We start from the raw sequence: 19,148 nt of genomic DNA, 5'->3' as shown, positions 1-19,148 counted from the left end.
CTTATTCTTTCATCCGCATCTGTCAGCGAACGAGAACGGACAGCCTGTAGCCGGTCCGCTCCTCAATCCGCTCGCCTACCCGCCGCACTTCTTCTTCAGGGGGCTTTTCCGGGAGCTTGACCGTCAGCAGCGCTTCTCCCGGGTGCAGAGACGGATTTTTCTGAAGGCCCCAGTCCTCGGGAATCAGTTCCGAGGCTGTGCGGATGATCTCATTCTGTTTCGGATTCTTCGCGAAAGTGATCGGCAGTCCCGTCCGGCAGGACAATTCTTCCATGTCCGCCGTGTGCCGCATGGCGACTTCCGGTGTGATAAAATGCACTTCCATATAGGCGAGTCCGTTCCGCTGTTTCATACTGGCCTTGTAAATCGTGATACCGCGATCCGCCGCCCAGACTTTCGCTTCATGGATGGCCTCATTATTTTCAAGCCGCGGGGACGGCGTCTGCGTCCTGAAGAATTCCGGTGGAACACCGCGCCGTTCCTCAGCGTCCGCCGGGGCGGGCGGTTCATCTTTGAACTGCAGCGTGAATCCTGTTTCCTTCTTTATTTTTTCGGCGATCTCCCCGCCGTTTTCCGGACATTTAATAGGAAGCGACACACATTTTGTATCGAGATAAATCGACGGCGAAACAGATGTGCCGAGCGATTCGCCGATCTTTGCCTGCAGAAGATCCGTACGGACAGAGTCGGAAAAAGCAGCCGTCCATCCGGTCGCATCTTTTATTTTTCCGGACAGTTTCTTCCGTTCTTCAAGGCCGACCGTGTCGGGAAAATCAAAATAGAGCGTGATGCGCTCGTCAGCCGTTCCCAGCCCGTCGGCTCCGCAGCGGATAAAATGCGGCTGATCGGCCAGCCGTTCCCTGATTTTATCCATCGCCAAGGTCACGTTCATTTTCAGACCCTGAACGGGCAGCGCAAGACTGGCCAGCAGACGCCGGCTTTCCCGATCGATCCGGTAACGGGCCGTGCCCTGATTCAAGGTTCGGAAACGATCCGGCAGCGCCTGCAGAACAAGCGCCGCGGCAAGCCGCTGCTTCAGACTGGCTTCCGGAAGGCACATTGATACCATTTCCGCGAATGTCCGATGTCCTTCCTTCGCCCTCTCCCAGTCTATTTTTTTTATAAACGGACGGGCAAAGGCAAACACTTCGCCGGAATCGCTTTGCAGCTCGTCAAAGGAGCGGTTCCAGCGTCCGATTGTTTCGGCCGTCTGATCCGGGGACAGCCGGATCTGCTTCCCTTTCGGTGTCTGGCAGATCAAAGAATGTGTCCTTCCGTGAACGCCCGTGCACAGCGCCAGATGAAACGGCTCGTCTTCTTTTTTCCGATACAGGATCAGGCAGCCCACTTTTTCTTTCAGGGCCCGGTCCGGGCCGCGCTGCGGACCGCCGCTGCGGATTTCCCGGCCGGATGCGCTTCGCCTGAATGTGTAGGCTTCTCCATTTTCCGATAAAATCGAGCGGTAGCGTTTTTCGATTCTTTCGTTTAATGCGGCGCGGGCCTCGTCATCACCGTGAACGAGCAATGTATGCGCCGGACGGACCGTATCGATAAAGCGGTTCAGCTCCCCGGCATCGCCGTGGGCGGAAAGGCCGTATTTACCGACCCGGCATTTTACGGAGTGAACCGTTCCGTTCAGTTCCAATTCATCGCTCTCACCTTCAGCCAGATTGAGCAATTTCCGGCCCGGACTTTCCTCATCCTGGTAGCCGGTGATAAAAATGGCATTCTGTGCGCCGCCGATCAGCCTCTCTGCATACCAGACGCTGGCACCGCCGATCAGCATCCCCGACGAGGCGATGATACAGGCGGGCTTTCCCTGCAGAACCGCCTCACGCTCTTTAGGCTGCACAGCCGTGCATCGTCCTTCAGTGAGAAACGCATCGCCGTTTGTCCGAATACGATGGGCCACGGGACCTTTAAGAAATTGCGGATAGCGCCGGTAGATTTTACTGATCGGCGTCACCAGCCCGTCGACATAGATTGGAAATTCCGGAATCAGCCCGCGGTCCATATAGTCCTGCAGGATCAGCAGCACTTCCTGAGCCCTGCCCAGGGCAAAAGCGGGAATCAGTGCAAAACCGCCGACTGCGATCACCTCGGCGACATTATCTGCAAGCCTTTTTTCCTCCGTATTGCGATCTGAATGTTCGCGGTTCCCGTAGGTGGATTCAAGGATCAGTGCATCCGGGCGCGTGCCGGCCGGCACCTCCGCCCCGGGAATCGTCCGGCCCGCCTTGAAACTCAGATCTCCGCTGACGAGCAGTTTTTCGCTGCCGCCTTCAATCAGAAACATCACCGCACCCAGAATATGGCCGGCCCGGTATAGAGTCACCTTTGCATCACCGAACGTTATCGTTCCGCCGGCAGGAAATAAGCGCACGGCCCGAAGCGTTTCTTCCATCTGCTCCTTCGTGTACGGAATGAGCGAACGCGTTTCCAGACAGCGCTGTTCCATGATTTTAAAAGAATCCCTCATCATGATCTGCATTAAATCGGCGGTAGGCGGCGTGGCAAAAATCGGAGCTTTCGGATAGAGTCGGTGGACAATCGGCAGCGCGCCGATGTGATCGGCATGTGCATGGGTCACGAGCACCGCCTCCGGTTCGCCAAGATTGTCCAGCATTCCGAATGCCGGAAGCAAATCGTCTCCGTGCACGCGCATGCCGGCATCGATCAATAAATCGGTTTCGCCGATATGTACATGCAGACAGGAAGCGCCGATCTCGCTGCCTCCGCCAAGAATACTCACTTTCATCTCTATCTGCCTCTTTCCGGATCGCTTATCTTTCTCTTAATTTTAACACAGCTCCTTCTTCATCAGAAATGCACCTTTTCTCATTTCAGCGAAGAGGCCGGCACCCTGAGGAGACCGTTTATTCAAAAGGCAGTATCACTTTTTATCCCGTTTCCGGATGATCTGTCGGCCATCTCTTCCAGCAGGCGTTTCATGCCCGAAGCGGAAGGGGCCTGTAAGTTCCGCCAGACGAACGGCTCTATTTGTTTTAAATTCAAATAAACTGTGGTATTCCGTTTCACGAGGATCGGCCCTTTAGAATCGGGTTCTGCACGATTTTGATTTGCCGGGAAGAGCCCTCTTTCTCAAAGAATAAGCTCACATGCCTGCTGCGCCCGGTGTCCTGCAGGTTCGTTCACGGCAACAGTCGGCAGCGGAACTTACAGGCTGAACGATCGCCTGCAGATATTTTACTCACACTTTTCCGAAGTGCCGCTTCTCAGACGGCGCCGCTCGGGCGAGAGGCTCCTTGGCGGCCCGGTTGCTTGTTTGAATCCTGTAACGCCTGGTTATGCGGAAATGCCGTTTCTCCCGGCAACGGCTCTCAGCGCTTATACCCGCCCGCGGCGTGTCCATGAAAAAAAGCCCGCGCAGGACGGACTCTTTTTCTCTTTATACGCTCTGTTTTCAGCGATTCTGTTTTCATCCTTAACTCTTTTTCTCTTTTATTTTTTCGAATAGGTATTTCGATGAGCGGACTTCCCGGCAGACATTCCGCGCCGTTCTCAGAACGCGCAGCTGCCGGTTCTCATTGAACTTCCAGATGCAGGTCTCTCTCTTTGACCCAGCCGGCAACTTTAATGGCCCGATAAAGCACCAGTGTGATGACCGCCGGGATCAGGACACCGGATACAATAAAGATCATCAATCCGCGAACGCCCTGGACAGCAAGAATGTTCAACGGAGCGATCAGCGAGCTGAGGCCCAGGCCGCCCAGTTCGTAGGGCACTTTAAGACCAAGCAGCATCGTTGCGATCGGGGCACTCACCATTGCGGCGACGAACGGGGGAATAATCAGCTTCGGATTCTTGACCAGATTCGGGAACTGCACTTTCGGCGTCACAAGGGCCTGCGCGAAAAATCCGCCGAAATCATTTTCTTTGAACGACATCACCGTGAAACCGACGAACTGAACCGTGCAGCCGATCAGGGCCGCGGCACTGGACACAGGGTCAAGCTGCAGGGCAATCGCCAGTGCGGCTGAAGAGGCAGGAGACATCAGGAAAATGCTCCAGACAAGCGAAATGACCATCGATGCGATAAGCGGCGATCCCTGAACGGAGTGCGTGATCTGGCCGCTGATCCAGTTCAGCGAAGGCGTCACCACCAGCGCAAGGCCGTAACCGCAGATACCGCCGATCAGAACGGAGAAAAACGGAATGGCCATGATATCGAACTTGGTCCTTCCGGTGATTTTTTTGCCGACAAATACGGCAATGACCGCCGCCAGCACACCGCTGACCGGCTGTCCGGTCGTAATTGTGAAGACCTGGGCCGGCGTTGTATGGACCAGCTGAATCGCATTGGCACCGACGGATGCACAGGCCATGGCCGCAAACATGGTCAGTGTATTGCTCTTCAAAGCATAAGCCACACCGGCCCCCAAAGCAGGGGCGAGCAGCACTTTCGCCGCACCTCCGATGGTCTCGAAAGGCATGAATCCCGTGAATTTGGCAAGCGTCTCAAAAAGCAAGCCGACGCCCAACGTGACCAGAATGGCATAGGCAATGCCTCCGGAAACGGCGTACATCCGATCCATGAAATAATCCTTGAAACTCTGTTTATCCGCGGTTTTCGCTTCCCGCCTTTGGGGATCTCCCTTCTTGTTCGCTTCTTCTTTTTCTGATTTCATTGTCTGCTCATCCTTCATCCTTTTTCGCTCCCTAATAAATTCTATTTTTTAAAAATTCGGATGCTGATTGTGTTAATTGCTTTATGCTGGTTTAATTGGAATAATCGAAATATTTAAATTAAAAGGCCAACAAAAAAACCTATCCGTGAAACGCGGCGGATAGGCGCTGTTTTTGCGATTGCCTGAGCGCCTATTCGTTGAAGATGATAAGCCGGACTCAAACAATGCCATTCCAGAGAAACGGTTTTGTTTCAGCCCTTCATGTGCGCAAACGCAAAATAATTCGAATCAAGCCTTTCACTCGTATGCTGTTCACGACCTGTTCCATTATTCTCACTTCCCCCAAAACTTAATTTTTTTGTGATTGACATTGATATTATCAGAGTTTGTTTAAGTTGTAAATAGTATTTTAACATTTTCTCTTTAAAATTTTCTGCAAACTAAAGTGCGACTGTGCGGCTTTCAGACATCTCATCTCTCCCGACTTTAAGGCTGCACATCTCGATAACACGAAAAAGGCCGGCACATGTCCGGCTCCGGCGCAAACAGCACTATTCAATTTATTCATATAGATCGTCCGCCCCCTGGAGACGTCACGGACAAAAACGCGCCCCGTCCGTATTCTTGATGGCGAGGTCCGGTCCGGACAATGGACGTGCCGGAAGCGGGATATGATCCGCAATGTCGGTCTGTAAAGAAAAGGACCGGTGCCTGTTAAAAGTCCTTTTCCCCGTTCTGATTATTCACATTTATCGATTTGGGCACACCGACCGAAAAACGAGGTACATTGACCGATAAAATTGCCGTGACGACCGATAAATGAGGTACGTTGACCGATAAAGTTACTGCGCCGACCGATAAACCGGGTATGTTGACCGATACACATCCCGAAACGGGGCTGTTTAACGTTTCAGTGCAACTCCAGCCTGGTTCGGTGCGGCCGCTCAAATTCGGTGCGGCTCTAGCTCAATCCGGTGCGAGTTTTCAGGATTTCGGTGCGACTTTGACCTGATTCGGTGCGGCCGCTCAAGTTCGGTGCGACTCTAGCTCGATCCGGTGCGAGTTTTCAGGATTTTGGTGCGACTTTGGCCCGATTCGGTGCATCCGCTCAAGTTCGGTGCAACTCTAGCTCGGTTCGGTGCGAGTTTTCAGGATTTTGGTGCGACTCTGACCTGATTCGGTGCGTCCGCTCAAGTTCGGTGCAACTCCAGCCTGGTTCGGTGCGACTCCGAAATTTTGGTGCTGGTCACGCCCGGCCGAGAAACGGACAACGGAGTCGCTCCCGGCCGGATACTCCGTTTATCTTTTCGGTGCCGTTCCCGACATGCGTCCGTTTTTCATCACTTGGCAGCCATCGATTTTCACATCCGGATCTTTGAACACGCAGTCAATGTGCACGCCGGCCTCAATCGTTCCTCCGAATGTCAGGTTGCTGCCGAATGCAATGTGCACCGTTCCGTATACCTTCTCGTCTTCAAGCACATTGCCGGTAATCCGTGCGCTGCGGTTTGTACCGATGCCGAATTCGGCGACCGAGCGGCCGAGATCTGCTCCCAATAGTTCAAGAAGCCGTCCGGCACCCTCGCCTTCCGCTTCGACCAGACGGCCGTCCTTTACTGTCAAAAGAAGAGACGACTTCAATTTGCCGACGCCGACGACCGATCCGTCGACAAGTATCCTGCCTGACGCCGTCCCTTCAACCGGCGCTATGAACGCTTCTCCCGACGGCAGATTGCCCGATTCGCCGGAGTGGATATAGACACCTGTACTCGGCACGCCCTTCCGTCCTTCGATAGAAAAAGCGAGGCGCTGCCCTCCCTTTTCGATGAGCACCCGGCGGCCGCGGTCGAGCAGCCCGGTGATCCGTTCCGTCAGCGCCTTTACTTCCGAATAATCGGCAGTAATCGCACCCTGCAGAAACATATCTTCCGTTATTCCCGGCATGGTCGCCAGCCGCGTGCCCGCTTCAACCGCCCTTTTGCGCGCCCGAGTGTGCGTCAGCGAGAATTCGGTGATCAGGACGGCTGCGTCCGCTTCAATCAGGGTCGCGGCAACTGCCCGCGGCGGCTCTTCACCGGACCTTTGCCGTTCTTTCATAACAATCAGCAGCGTTTCCGCGCCGATTGCCTGCCCGGCCCGGTACAGCGCTTCAGCCAGTCTTTTTTTCGCATCATCCGTCACGATCAGAAACGTTTCGCCCGCCTTCAGATCCAGGCTGTTCTTTAAGATTTTCCGGCATACATCGCTTAATTCCATACGATCATCCCTCTGAATTATTCGGTCAGCCGCGTGCGGCCATAATAGTTTCGAAAGCACGCTTGATCTCCGTCACCTTGACATTGGCCTGCCGGATACTCTCCTCCGAAGCCCCGCGGCCGACCAGCCGGTCCGGATGATTTTCTTTGATCCGCTGCCGGTACTGCTTTTTTATCGTTTCATCGGAATCGTGCTCGCTGCAGCCGAGCAGCCGGTAGCATGCCGCCAGGTCGCCGCCTTTTTCCTGCGTGTTTTCATAAAAACGGGCCTTGAGCGAGGCATATGCCGCACCCAGGCCGAAGAGATCCGCCGTCCGGGCGATCATTGCCTCCTCCCCGGCGTTCAGCGATCCGTCGGCAGAGGCAATGGCCAAAAGCGCAACCAGCGTATCCTCAAGGATGTCCCGGCGGCCGCCGACAGAAGCATACAGGTTTTCGGCAATCTCTTCAAAAGTCTCATCCGAATAACGCGACATGTTAAAAACAGACATAATCCGGCTGAGCTGCTCTTCGTTCGGCTGAAACGCCTGCCGAACAATACGATCCACCTGCCGGACTTCATTTTCTGTGACGACGCCGTCTCTTTTGGCCAGTTTGGCAAAAAGCTTGACGATCCATTCAATCTGCGGAAGCACCTGATCCTCTCTGATCCTGTAAGTACGGCCGTCCGCGCTGTATGTGAATGTTCTGCCGCAGTCCGGGCAGGCCCAGCTTCCCGGAATATCGTCAATGACGACCCGGCTCCCGCAGTAGGGGCACGTCGCCTCAACCTGTCTCCGCCAGTTCAGGGCATCTCCGGAAGATGGGCCCGACCGGAAAATCCGGCTCATCCTGATCCTTCTGCCTGGCATAAACAGAATGACGATCGGAGCGAGCCAATAGAAAACGACGCCGACAAAAAACCAGACGATCGGATTGCGTCCCTTCGCCGACGCAATCATCGCGGTTATAAATCCCGTCAGGATTCTTAGAAAAATTCCTCCCAAAAGAAATCAGGCTCCCCTTCATAAATTCGCCGTTCCCGCAGCTTCCATTATAGCTATAGTTTTCGCCGTTTCCGATGCAGTCGTGACGCAAAAATTACGGATCGGATAAGTTTTATCGGGCTGAAAGGCGGGCTTTCTTCCCGAAAAAATTCAGGCTGATAAATAAAGCGGAACCGCTGACGGCGACCAGAACCCAGGCAAGCAAAAATAAGTGCTGCGGTGTCACCGTCTTTCCGAAAATCATCCCAAGGACAACCGTAGATAAAATGGATCCGACATAACGGCAGGTCTGGAACAGGCCGGTGGACGTTCCCGCCGCTTCGCGCGGCGCCGCTTCAAGCATCGCCGCCTGCAGGGATACATTGCCGATCCCGTAGCCGGCTCCCATTATCAGCAGGATCCCGCCGATCAGCCAGAAGGGAATATTTACGGCCGAAAACAGCAGAAGAGCCGATCCGCCTACCGTCGCAGCCGCTCCGGCAATGATCGGCGCCGCTGTCCCGGAATGGTCGATCCAGCGTCCGGTCAGAAGCGAAAAGAGGACGCTGGCCACCGACATAAACAGCATAAGCGCGCCGCTGAGCCGCAGGCCGAGATGGAGCGCATCCTGAAAATAGCTGGGCAGGCCGTAAAACAGGCAATAATTAATGATATTCAGTAAAATGAACAGCACATAAACAAGGGTCAGCGCATGATTTTTCTTCATCAGGCGCAGATCGACGAAAGGCCGGGCGGTTTTCCATTCACGGCGGGCAAAAAGGACGAAACAAAACAGACCGACAGCCGCTGCCGTGTAGTGCACGGCTTCTTCGAGCGACAGCAGAAACCAGAGCAGACAGACAATACCGGCAGAAAAAAGACAGATTCCCGGAATATCAAGACGATGCAGAACCTCTTTGATCCGAACGGCTCCATCTCGCACATCTTTGGGAATGACCAGAATGCCGAGGACAAAGCTGATCAGAATAAACGGGAAATTGACGGTGAAAATCGTCTGCCAACCGCCCCAGACAATCAGAAATCCGCCGACTGTCGGCCCGAAAGCCGTCATCACCGAAGCAAAAATGGCTAGAATGGCAAGCGAGGATGCCTGCTTGGAGTGGTCCACATGGCTGCGGATGATGGCGACGCCGGACGGATAGACGGCGCTGCTGCCGAGTGCCTGCAAAATCCGCATCAGAACAAGGAAGAGAAAAGTCGGTGCCAGAGGGGCGCCCAGCGAGGCAGCGGCGGCAATCAATAACCCGATCAGAAACATCTTCCTGCGGCCGACAAGATCCCCCAGCTTCCCCGTTATCGGCTGGCCGACCGCGCTGGCCAGATAAAATCCGGACACAAGCCAGGAAACGGCGGCAAACGACAGCCGATAATTATCCTGAATGCTGCGAAGCGCCAGCGAGATCATCGACGAATTGAGCGGATTCAGTATTGTTCCGGCTGCAATGGCCGTCAGAAAAACCGGGCGGCTTTTTTTCCAGCCGCTCATTCATCCGCCTGCTTGATAAAGCCGTCCGTCGAACGAACTCTCCCGATATAGGGAAAAATAAATTGTATGGAGGCCCTGTGCTCTTCTTCGCTGTGCGCCGTCATTGCATCCCCGATAAAAAATTGATGGTAGCCGTAATGAAAAGCCTCGCGGGCCGTGCCCTCCACACCGCGGTTAGTTGAGATCCCGCCGAGCACGATGGTATCGATGCCCCTCCGCCTCAGCTGAAGATCCAGATCCGTACCGAAAAAAGCGCCCCACTGCCTTTTGGTCAGGCGATAGTCCTGATTGCCAATATCGAGACGCGGATCGAGAACCGCCCAGTCATCTGCTCTTTCACCGGCCGGAAACGGCTGATCGGTCAGGGGCTTCAGCACATCTTTTCCGTCATGAAAATCGACGTTGACAAAGACAATGAATCCTCCCCGCCTATGAAACAGATCCACCAGTTTCGCTGCATTTTCAACGACCCGGTCTCCTCCGGGCACGCCGACGATGCCCTTCTGCAGATCGATCAGAACCAGTGCCGTTTTCGCAAAGTCGATTGTCTCCTTTACCATACAGAACTCCCCTTTTATTTGAGTCGTTTTCTTCGTTCGATTTTTCTGTTCAGTCCCGCCAGATGATCGGCAAACACGGTCCGCTCTTCCTCGCTCCAGTCGTCGAGCAGGCCCTGATAAATCCGGATACGTTCTTCTTTCAGCGCGGAGACCGCATGCCTTCCCGCCTCGGTAATCGAGATCTGATGAACACGTCCGTCATGGTCCTCTATTTTCCGGGCAATCAGCGCTTTGTTTTCCAGCGCTTTGATCTGGCGGCTCATCGTCGACAAATCCAGCTGAAACAGGTCCGCCAGTCCGCGAACCGACATCGGGCTCTTTTTCAGCAGTACATTCAGAATCAGGTATCCGGAACGGAACAGACTGTTCTCCCGGCCGTCCATCGTTTTTTTAAAATCCGCCCGGCGGAGCAGCACGACCACTTCATACTCGATCACTTCAAGCGGATCGGTGCCGGATCGCGTCATGATAAAAATCGCCTCGTTCCTGACCAAGTTTCCTGTAAATAAAGTGTATTATACAGCGATAAACTTGTATGATGCAACCTTTTTGTTTCGCAGGCATGCCAGCAATTCCGTGATGACAGCCACGCGGCAGGAAGCTTATCGGGGCCCGGGGACGGCGCATGAAGGGATTCACCGTACGGATACCGGGAAAATTCAGGGCACAGGGCTGTTCGAACAGAATCAGGCAAATTTTCTGCAGCCGGGCGGCATGTCCGCGATCTCTGTAAAAAAAAAGAATGGACACCGGCTCCCGGCTTCTCTTTATAGCCCCCTCCGGATCCGGTCATTTACACTCTTTTTTCTGCTTCATTTCGAGGCATTTTTGACGAATGACATGTTGACCAGTTTGTTGAAGTCATAGCCTTTTGTGTACACGCCTGTTTTGGCGACAACGTCCAGCGGTTTGGCCACGGCGGCCGGAGAGATCGTTCCGTCTTTGCTCCACAGTTGATCTTTGTATGCACGGTCCAGCGCCGCTTTCAGGCTCGCCTCGGACGTTGTCGGAAATTCCTTTTTCAGTATTTTCAAGGCCTCGTTCTTATTTTCATTGATCAGTTTGAGCCCTTTAAGCATCGCATTGACAAACTTCTGTACGGTCTGCGGTTCTTTTTTTATCGTCGATTGTTTCACACTGATCACAGAATATGCGTAATCGCCGAGGCTCGGGAAGCCGTAAAACGGTTCGCTCCAGGCACCCTTCTTAATCCCTTCGGTGATCTGCGGCTCCGCCCCGTTGGCAATATCGGCCTGGCCCTGCGATACGAGCGAAACGGCGGCGGCCGCATCGCCCTGTTCTTCCAGTTTGACGTCTTTTTCCGGATTAAGTCCGAGTTTTATCAGCAGCCAGCGGGTCAGCAGGTCCGGACTGCCGCCGTACCGGCCGGCGGCAATTGTTTTTCCTTTTAAAAATGCGGCGAGCCCTTTATCGCTGCGGTCCTTCAGCTGCAGTTTGGAGTTTGCCATCAAGTACACATTGGCCCGGTCGACAACGTTGACGACGGATACGATCGGATCTTTGCTTTTCCCCGCGTTGGCGATCTGAGTGGAATCCGGTCCGCCGATCACGCCCCAGGCATCGCCGCTGACGACGGTGGTGACATGCGCCCCGCCTGTTGCCGTAATGGTACTGACATTCAGGCCTTCCTGCTTGAAATAGCCTTTATCAATGGCTGCATAAAGAGGCAGATAGGCAATCAGATGAACCGGTTCGGCTATGACGATCTTCTCCGCTGTTTTTGAACCCCCCGCCGCTCCGCAGCCCGACAGGAGCAGAGCGGACACCATCAACAGGCTCAGCGCCCACTTTAATTTTTTCATGCTGACCCTTACCTCCGTTCATGACTTTGTTTTTCTTTCTCGCATAAGCAGGTGCTCCAGCCAGACGGCTCCGAGATACATCACAATCGACAGGACAGACAGCGAAACGACGCCGACCCATACAAGGTCCATATTCAGCACCTGCCCTGCGTAAAGGATCATCCGGCCGATCCCCTGTCTTGAACTGATAAATTCACCGACGATCGTTCCCGCCAGCGCCAAAGAAATATTGATTTTAAGAATGCCGACCATCCACGGCATCGACGCCGGGATAACCAGTTTTATAAACACGTGGCGCCTTTTTGCCCCCAGTGAAATCAGCATTTTCTCAAGATCGCGGTCGATATTTTTCACTCCGCTGTAGGCCGCAATCGCCGCAACGACTACCGTCATCAGAAAAGCAAGGACAACTTTGGAACCGAATCCGATGCCGAACATAATCACGAGCACCGGCCCGAGAGCGAGTTTCGGCACCGCATTAAGGGCGATCAGATACGGTTCGGCGATCTTCGTATACAGCCCGGACCACCAGAACGACAGGCCGAGAGCGCTCCCGGCCAGAGTGCCGAGAATGAAGCCGGCAAGCGTCGAGCCGGATGTGTACGCGAGATCCTGCAGCAGCGTGCCTTCTGTAATCGCCGTCCAGGCCGTCCGGACAATGGTTGAGGGGCTGCTCCAGTAATAACTGTCCAGCCATCCGATTCGCGTCAGAAATTCCCATAAAAAGACAATCAGGACGCCTGCAATCAATTGTCCGGCAAGCGCTCGGTGCCGGAGCCTCGCTGCGTCCGCGCTCTGATCTTCAATCAGCGGACCGCGGCTGTTTTTCTTCCTGTTCCCCACTGACGACCCGCCTCCGTTCTTCTTTTTTATCCAATGTTTTTTTTAAACTGCCGCTCCGGCACTTAGTCAGGCCGACGGTTCGCGTTCTTCCTTCAGCATCAGTAAAAGCTCTCGTTTCAGCTGCAGGAATCGCTCATCCGTCATCGTCCGCTCATCGCGGGGACGCGGCAGTCCGACTTCTATTTTGGCTTTAATCCGGCCGGGGCGGCGTGTAAAGACGTAGATTTCATCAGAAAGATAGATGGCTTCGTCAATGTCGTGCGTCACAAAAAGGATCGTTTTCCGGAAATCGTTCCAGATCTGAAGCAGCCAGTTCTGCATCTGCAGCCGCGTCTGGGCGTCCAGAGCGCCGAACGGTTCATCGAGCAGAATAACATTCATGTCCTGCAGCAGTGTTCGGATCAGGCCGGCCCGCTGCCGCATCCCCCCGGACAGTGCATCGGGACGGTCATATTCAAATCCGGCCAGACCGTATTTCCGCAGCAGCGGCAGCGCCCGTTCACGCGCCTTTTTCTTTGATATCCCGCGGATTTCGAGCCCGATAATGACATTATCAAGAATGGTCCGCCATGGGAGCAGAAGATCTTTTTGAAGCATGTATCCGACGTGCCCGCTCTCGCGGACAATATTCTCTCCGTCTAGAAGCACCTGTCCAGCGGACGGCCCGGTCAGTCCGGAAATAATATTGAAAAGCGTCGTTTTACCGCAGCCGCTCGGGCCGATGATGCTGACAAATCTGCCGCTTCCGATCTGCATGTCGGCCTCTTTCAGCGCACAGAACAGTTCGCCGTTCTTTTTGTAGTATTTACTGCAGTGCACCACTTCCAGTTCACTCATATCGCGCCCCCTTTCTCTTGAAAAATGGAAAAGCAGCGTGCCGCAGCCGGCATCGGTGAAAATAATTGGGCCTCAATATGATATATGCAATGGGCGAATGCCGTGACACTCAAAGAGGGTAAATAAACCGGATTCATCATCGGACACGGGTGCCCGGTTCACAGCGACCGATCATGAGCCGGCGAAAGGATAGATGAAAATCGGTCCGATCCATCGGAAATCGGACTCTTTAATCCATATTGATTTTCACGAAAAATACCGTCGTAACAGGATAATCTCTAATAGAATCGGGAGACTGAGAGTGAAAGCGATCGAAATGGAAAAAGATATCACTCTGCTAGTAGACAATCTGACCACGGATGGCAGGAACGGACCGTCCCTGGGGGGCAGTGATCCTGATATGTGCAGCGGCCGGATCTTCGGCACCGCACCTCTATTAGGCATCCGTCCTCCATCCGCAGCGGAACGTTAAAAGCTTTTATCATCCGGCTGCTTCTCTTCGTTTATCCGGTCTTATCCGCTGCATTTCCGATTATTTACAAATGACCGATCCCTTCCGATCCGTCGGTCATTTTTTAACCGCACGCTGTCCGGCGTATTCTGCTATAGAGTGATCAACAGAGGAGCGCTCCCCTTTTCCAGATCGCTTGAAATTGTCCGGGAGGGCGGTCCTTTGCAGGCACTGCTGGCATCGGCTCGCTCTTCCCGCATACGCTCTCGGACTCTATGCTCTGATCCTGGCAGCCGTAAATTTTTTTACCGGCAGAAGTTTTCTGGGAACGTCCTTTCCGTCCGGCTGGAACTATGACCGGCAGCAGCTCCCCTTTCTTGTGATGTGTTGCCCGGCTTCTGTCGTGGTAAGATAAATTCAGATGCTGAAAAGGAGATGGCTTTTTTGAGGGAAGATATAATCAGACGTTTTATCTCTTACGTAAAAGTAAACACGCAATCAAACGACAACAATCCCGGCTGCCCGTCGACCCCGGGTCAGCTGACGCTGCTGAACCGGCTCGTTGACGAGCTGAAAACGATCGGCATGGCCGAGGCGGCGATTGATGCGAACGGCTACGTGATGGCGACGCTGCCGGCCAATACGGATAAAGATGTGCCGACAGTCGGTTTCATGTCCCATGCCGACACGGCCACTGATTTTACAGGCAACGGCGTCAATCCGCAGTTTGTCGAACATTACGACGGCGGAGACATCGTTCTGAACAAAGAACGGAAAGTCGTGCTCAGTCCGGATGCGTTTCCCGAATTGAAAAAATATGTCGGGCACACCCTGATCACGACCGACGGAACAACGCTGCTCGGCGCCGATGATAAATCCGGCATTGCCGAGATTATGACAGCCATGGATTACCTGCTCCACCATCCTGAAATCAAACACGGCCAGGTGCGTGTCGCTTTTACTCCCGACGAAGAAATCGGTCGGGGGCCGCATAAATTCGACGTTGCAGCATTCGGCGCAAACCTCGCCTACACGGTCGACGGCGGCGCGCTCGGCGGGCTTGAATATGAAAATTTCAATGCCGCGGAAGCAAAGCTTACTTTCAAGGGAAGCAACGTCCATCCGGGTTCCGCTAAGGGAAAGATGATCAATTCGATCAAAGTCGCCATTGATTTTCAGAACCGGATGCCCGAAGACGAAGCACCGGAACTGACCGACGGCTATGAAGGATTCTATCACCTGCTTTCATTTGCCGGCGATGTTGAACAAACGAAGCTCGTGTACATCATCCGCGACTTCGGCAAAGCCGAATTCGCCGCAAGGAAAGCATTCGTCCGGGATACGGCTCGAAAGCTTGAGAAGAAGTACGGAATCGGCAGCGTGATTCTCGAACTGAAAGACCAGTATTACAACATGAAAGAAAAAGTGGAACAAAACAAGGAAGTGGTCGACGTCGCCTACCAGGCGATGAAGAACCTCGGTATTGAACCGCAGGTGCTGCCGATCCGCGGCGGTACGGACGGCGCTCAGATTTCTTACATGGGCCTGCCGACGCCGAATCTGTTCACCGGCGGCGAGAACTTTCACGGAAAATTCGAGTATATCTCCGTCGATAACATGGTCAAAGCCGCTCAGACCATCGTGGAGATCGCCAGACTCTTTGCCGCACAGGCAAAATAAATTCCTTTTACGAAAACAAAGCATCCCCGAAACCGTTTATCCGGCGGTTCCGGGGATGCTTGTCTCAGCGGAGAAACATTTACGCAGATTCAGGTTGACCTTTTTTCATCGCGGTCGGCGTAGTCCTCGTATTTTTTGCAAATCGTTTTTCCGCGGTTGTTCAGAACCTTTTTCACATGCTTAATATCGCTGACATTGTACTTCGCCATGACCAGATAGCAGATCGCCGAAGGAAGCAGCGGCAGCTCAAGAAGGCTCATGGTCAGGACGTAGTCGCCCGGATGCTGCAGATAGACGGAGACAAAAGCAAGGATGCCGCTCATGCCCAGGTTGCCGAAGGTACGTCCCAGACTGTTGGCCAGATTGGCAATGCTGAAAACGGTCCCGCGATGTTCCGGAAGATTGACATCCGTAATCAGCGCCAGCCAGTTCGGCGTATTGGCGGACTGGGCGGCCGATGCGAACAGGGCGATGACAAAAAGGGCCAGTATCCATGGATTCGTGAACATCTGCTCAATCAGGCTGAAAAACAGCGTGACCGAATTTACCGTCTTAGGAAGTGATAATTGATTAATGGGAAAAATAAATAATAGGATATAGAGGGGCATGGTCGCAAACACAAAAGCCGATGTAATCAGGGCGCGCGCTTTGTAGCTTCTGCGCTGCAAAACATCTCCGAGATAACCGAACAGGGAAGTCAGTGTTCCGCCGATTTGAAAAATGCCGTACAGGAAAGACGCGACAATAATGGCAATCTTGCTTCCGTAGCCCAGTGCCTCTAGTTTGGCTATGTAAAGCGTCGGAAGCCAGATGAGGCTTCCCGTCGAAATATTCATGAAGAAGCCCTGCAGAAACAGGAGCAGATTGCTTTTCTTTCCCAGCATCATCCTGATCTGACCCGGGGTGATCCGGTAATTATAACTTTGTCCCTCTTTAATCAGCGCCCGAAGTTCCGGCTCGGTATTCCCGATCTTCGGTTCTTCTACAAAGAAGTAAAAGATAATCAGAACCAGGCCGAGCATGCTGAGCACTTCGAACGGCATGCGCCAGTCCGACAGTGTCGAGATGATCGAGGCAATCAGGGCGCCGGCAATACCCCCGAATCCCTGTGACATGCCCCAGAGGCTGAGAATCATGCCCCTGGACCGGTAAGGGACATAGTCGGTCAGCGCACTGAAACCGATCGAGGCTACACAGCCGAGCCCGATTCCGGTCACGATCTGGAAAGCCAGCAGCAGAATATAGGAAGAGCTCAGCGACGTCAGGTAGACGCCGGCTACCCAGATCAGCGTTCCGACAATAATCAATTTTTTTCTATTGTATTTTCCGGACAGATAACCCCAAAACAGGGAAGAAAGTGACGTTGCAAGAATATTAATCGCCGAAACGACGCCCATCGCCGAAACCGCGACACCAAGGTCATGAGAAATGTTGGAAAACAAAGGGGGGAACAACCCAACAACGATGTTATCAAACGCCGCCAGGCTGACATAGACACAAATGGCGTAAATTGTTTTGAATTTCTGAAATGACATGGAATGCCTGTCTCCTTAAGGTTTGGTGTTGCACAGCCTCTAACTTTTTGCTAGCATTATTTTATATCTTTCTTAAAATAAATTGTTTCTTGTCCCAGTTTATCATACAATGTAATTTAGACAGAAGAGACTGTTTATCTAGCGAGTCAGTCCAATTGTTAGAGAAAGGATATCTTCGATGATTAAAAACATACTCATCATATCGTCTAATTACACCGGCCATGGACATAAGAGCATCACCGAATCCTTGAGCGAGAAATTCGATATTGTTCCGGACGTAAAGATCCATGTCGTCGATGGCTTTTCTCTTGGCGGAAGCACACTGCTCAAAGTAGGTAAAATGTACGGGCCGATCACAAGAAATTCCGAACATCTGTGGAAAATCATCTGGGATTACACATCGGTCAAAATGACGTTTGTCAACCATCTGGTTGAATTGAAAATCAGAACGAGGTTCCTTGCATTGCTTGATCAAGTGAAACCGGACCTGATTCTGACTGTACATCCGAACTTCAATGGTTCAATTATTAACATATTGGAAAAAAATAATATCCATATCCCTTTTGTCACGCTGATTGCCGATCTGATCAGCATTACACCGTTCTGGGCGGACCCGCGCGCCGACTATATCATCAGCCCTACGGAAGAAGCCAAGGAAAAATGTATTGAATTCGGTGTTCCGTCTGAAAAAATCAAGGTGCTCGGTTTTCCGGTCCGCTCGCGTTTCTACAATCACACGTCCAAGAATATGCCGGAGCACTACACCCCCGGAAAGCCTTTGAACTGCCTGATTATGAGCGGCGGCGAGGGCGTCGGGAACATGGGCAAGATGGCCAAGACGCTGATTGATAATTTTGGATTTAATATTACCATTGTAGCCGGAAGAAATGAAAAATTACAAGCTCACCTAAAAAAAACTCTTGGAAAGAAATACGGCGATAAAGTAAAAATCTACGGATTCACTCAAAACATACAGGATCTGATCGCAAATTCCGATATTGCCTTTATCAGGAGCAGTCCGAATGTGATGATGGAAGCCGTCTCATGCAACACGCCGATCGTAATTACCGGGGCGCTTCCGGGCCAGGAAGCGGGCAACCCGAGATTTGCCGAAAAGTATCATTTGGCCATCACCTGCGGGTCGATGAGCGACCTGGTCCCGACGATCAACGAACTGCTTGATAATAACGTGGCGATGCTGAAAGAAATCAAGAAATCGCAGCAGGAATACGTCGATCCGCTGATTCCTGAAAATATCGTCAAATTTATCCTGAATATCCCGAGTGAAGACCTGCAGACGGCGAGTGTCTCCCGCGAAATCCCTGCAGTGAATAAAATCAATTACGAATCCTGAGAGAGAAAAAATCATTTTCTTTACTCTAATTATTCGGATTCAAAGGTGCAGGAAGTATGCGTCATCCGCTTATTTAATGGCGCATATTTCCTGTTTTTTTTTGCGATCGGCCGTTCCGCCGCCATGCTTCAGGCAGCACGGCCGATCGCAAACGCTTTTCCGCACAGCAAAAAGCGGAGCCATTGCCATTGCTTAAGAGGCTGCCTTTTGACAGCGGAACAATTTGAACTGCAGATCTGATTGAATTCTGAATTTTTTATAATTAATATCATCCAAATTTTTTCTTGCGGAATATAAAGTAAGGGGAGGCGGAAAAAACCATTGATAAATACAAATAGGATGGTTTACCCATACAGTCGTTTCATGATTCAATCCGGGACTTCATGACAAAAAAGTCCTCTCCTGTTCATAATTAACTGCAGGAAAAAGGATGTCTCGCAGTTGACGGGTACAGCGCAGCCGTCCGATCAGATTAGAAAGCTAGACCAAACCGGAGAAAGCCGAGACGGAACGTCGAAAAAAGAGCGGGTGCTCCGAATCGCCGGAAACTCGCTCCGAATGCAACTGAAGTCGCTCCGAAATCCGAAAAAGTTACTCCGAAAAGGAGCGGGTTAGAGTTAGTCTAAATAGTGGACACGTCAAAATGGGATTCCGTATGATTAAACTATCCTAGAAAAGGGCGTGTTCAA

14 protein-coding genes are annotated in these 19,148 nt (G+C 52.5%); 3 read left to right on the top strand and 11 right to left on the bottom strand.

Annotated elements, in window-relative coordinates:
* Nucleotides 1-22: 22 nt before the first annotated feature.
* The 10 genes from Q6A92_RS10955 to Q6A92_RS10910 form a co-directional block, all read right to left on the bottom strand.
* Complete coding sequence (locus Q6A92_RS10955) at nt 23-2,758, bottom strand: MBL fold metallo-hydrolase (protein ID WP_332238174.1); 2,736 nt, start codon at nt 2,756-2,758, stop codon at nt 23-25.
* 787 nt (nt 2,759-3,545) lie between these two features.
* Nucleotides 3,546-4,547: a PTS transporter subunit IIC gene (locus Q6A92_RS10950; RefSeq protein WP_274399202.1), complete on the bottom strand. Its 1,002-nt coding sequence runs from the start codon at nt 4,545-4,547 to the stop codon at nt 3,546-3,548.
* A gap of 1,401 nt (nt 4,548-5,948) precedes the next feature.
* On the bottom strand, nt 5,949-6,905 hold the full coding sequence (locus Q6A92_RS10945) for an aminopeptidase (protein WP_332238173.1): 957 nt from the start codon (nt 6,903-6,905) through the stop codon (nt 5,949-5,951).
* A gap of 25 nt (nt 6,906-6,930) precedes the next feature.
* Nucleotides 6,931-7,890 carry a TerB family tellurite resistance protein gene (locus tag Q6A92_RS10940; protein ID WP_332238172.1) on the bottom strand — a complete coding sequence of 320 codons (960 nt, stop codon included), beginning with the start codon at nt 7,888-7,890 and terminating at the stop codon, nt 6,931-6,933.
* Nucleotides 7,891-8,002: 112 nt separating this feature from the next.
* On the bottom strand, nt 8,003-9,376 hold the full coding sequence (locus Q6A92_RS10935) for an MFS transporter (RefSeq protein WP_332238170.1): 1,374 nt from the start codon (nt 9,374-9,376) through the stop codon (nt 8,003-8,005).
* A complete protein-coding gene (locus Q6A92_RS10930) occupies nt 9,373-9,936 on the bottom strand; it encodes an isochorismatase family protein (protein ID WP_332238169.1) in 564 nt (187 codons plus the stop codon). The genes Q6A92_RS10935 and Q6A92_RS10930 overlap by 4 nt, the downstream gene beginning before the upstream one ends.
* Nucleotides 9,937-9,950: 14 nt before the next feature.
* Nucleotides 9,951-10,403: a MarR family winged helix-turn-helix transcriptional regulator gene (locus Q6A92_RS10925; RefSeq protein ID WP_274399041.1), complete on the bottom strand. Its 453-nt coding sequence runs from the start codon at nt 10,401-10,403 to the stop codon at nt 9,951-9,953.
* Nucleotides 10,404-10,748: 345 nt separating this feature from the next.
* Complete coding sequence (locus Q6A92_RS10920) at nt 10,749-11,759, bottom strand: ABC transporter substrate-binding protein (RefSeq protein ID WP_332238167.1); 1,011 nt, start codon at nt 11,757-11,759, stop codon at nt 10,749-10,751.
* An 18-nt stretch (nt 11,760-11,777) separates the two neighbouring features.
* On the bottom strand, nt 11,778-12,569 hold the full coding sequence (locus Q6A92_RS10915; protein ID WP_332238261.1) for an ABC transporter permease: 792 nt from the start codon (nt 12,567-12,569) through the stop codon (nt 11,778-11,780).
* Nucleotides 12,570-12,668: 99 nt separating this feature from the next.
* The gene (locus Q6A92_RS10910; RefSeq protein WP_332238166.1) at nt 12,669-13,439 is read right to left on the bottom strand and encodes an ABC transporter ATP-binding protein; all 771 of its coding nucleotides are present in this window, start codon (nt 13,437-13,439) and stop codon (nt 12,669-12,671) included.
* A gap of 301 nt (nt 13,440-13,740) precedes the next feature.
* Here Q6A92_RS10910 and Q6A92_RS10905 point away from each other — a divergent pair, with 301 nt between their 5' ends.
* Both Q6A92_RS10905 and pepT read left to right on the top strand, forming a co-directional pair.
* Nucleotides 13,741-13,911, top strand: coding sequence for a hypothetical protein (locus Q6A92_RS10905; RefSeq protein WP_332238164.1), 171 nt, complete (start codon nt 13,741-13,743; stop codon nt 13,909-13,911).
* 423 nt (nt 13,912-14,334) lie between these two features.
* On the top strand, nt 14,335-15,570 hold the full coding sequence (gene pepT, locus Q6A92_RS10900; RefSeq protein ID WP_332238163.1) for a peptidase T: 1,236 nt from the start codon (nt 14,335-14,337) through the stop codon (nt 15,568-15,570).
* A gap of 89 nt (nt 15,571-15,659) precedes the next feature.
* Here pepT and Q6A92_RS10895 read toward each other — a convergent pair whose 3' ends face one another.
* On the bottom strand, nt 15,660-17,105 hold the full coding sequence (locus Q6A92_RS10895) for an MFS transporter (protein WP_332238161.1): 1,446 nt from the start codon (nt 17,103-17,105) through the stop codon (nt 15,660-15,662).
* Nucleotides 17,106-17,283: 178 nt separating this feature from the next.
* On the opposite strand from Q6A92_RS10895, the gene Q6A92_RS10890 reads away from it, so the two are divergent.
* Entirely contained in the window at nt 17,284-18,459 is a 1,176-nt protein-coding gene (locus Q6A92_RS10890; protein WP_332238160.1) for an MGDG synthase family glycosyltransferase, read from the top strand.
* Nucleotides 18,460-19,148: the final 689 nt, after the last annotated feature.

Origin of the sequence: Sporolactobacillus sp. KGMB 08714 (assembly GCF_036598985.1) — a bacterium.
Classification (GTDB): Bacteria; Bacillota; Bacilli; order Bacillales; family Sporolactobacillaceae; genus Sporolactobacillus.
Note: the sequence above shows the minus strand (reverse complement) of the source record. Positions and strands in the feature narration are given on the sequence as shown.

What these genes read in the sequence shown, in the direction of transcription:
- Q6A92_RS10955 (WP_332238174.1), bottom strand. Translation starts at nt 2,758, where the DNA reads ATGAAAGTGAGTATTCTTGGCGGAGGCAGCGAGATCGGCGCTTCCTGT.
- Q6A92_RS10950 (WP_274399202.1), bottom strand. Translation starts at nt 4,547, where the DNA reads ATGTACGCCGTTTCCGGAGGCATTGCCTATGCCATTCTGGTCACGTTG.
- Q6A92_RS10945 (WP_332238173.1), bottom strand. Translation starts at nt 6,905, where the DNA reads ATGGAATTAAGCGATGTATGCCGGAAAATCTTAAAGAACAGCCTGGAT.
- Q6A92_RS10935 (WP_332238170.1), bottom strand. Translation starts at nt 9,376, where the DNA reads ATGAGCGGCTGGAAAAAAAGCCGCCCGGTTTTTCTGACGGCCATTGCA.
- Q6A92_RS10930 (WP_332238169.1), bottom strand. Translation starts at nt 9,936, where the DNA reads ATGGTAAAGGAGACAATCGACTTTGCGAAAACGGCACTGGTTCTGATC.
- Q6A92_RS10925 (WP_274399041.1), bottom strand. Translation starts at nt 10,403, where the DNA reads ATGACGCGATCCGGCACCGATCCGCTTGAAGTGATCGAGTATGAAGTG.
- Q6A92_RS10920 (WP_332238167.1), bottom strand. Translation starts at nt 11,759, where the DNA reads ATGAAAAAATTAAAGTGGGCGCTGAGCCTGTTGATGGTGTCCGCTCTG.
- Q6A92_RS10910 (WP_332238166.1), bottom strand. Translation starts at nt 13,439, where the DNA reads ATGAGTGAACTGGAAGTGGTGCACTGCAGTAAATACTACAAAAAGAAC.
- Q6A92_RS10895 (WP_332238161.1), bottom strand. Translation starts at nt 17,105, where the DNA reads ATGTCATTTCAGAAATTCAAAACAATTTACGCCATTTGTGTCTATGTC.
- Q6A92_RS10890 (WP_332238160.1), top strand. Translation starts at nt 17,284, where the DNA reads ATGATTAAAAACATACTCATCATATCGTCTAATTACACCGGCCATGGA.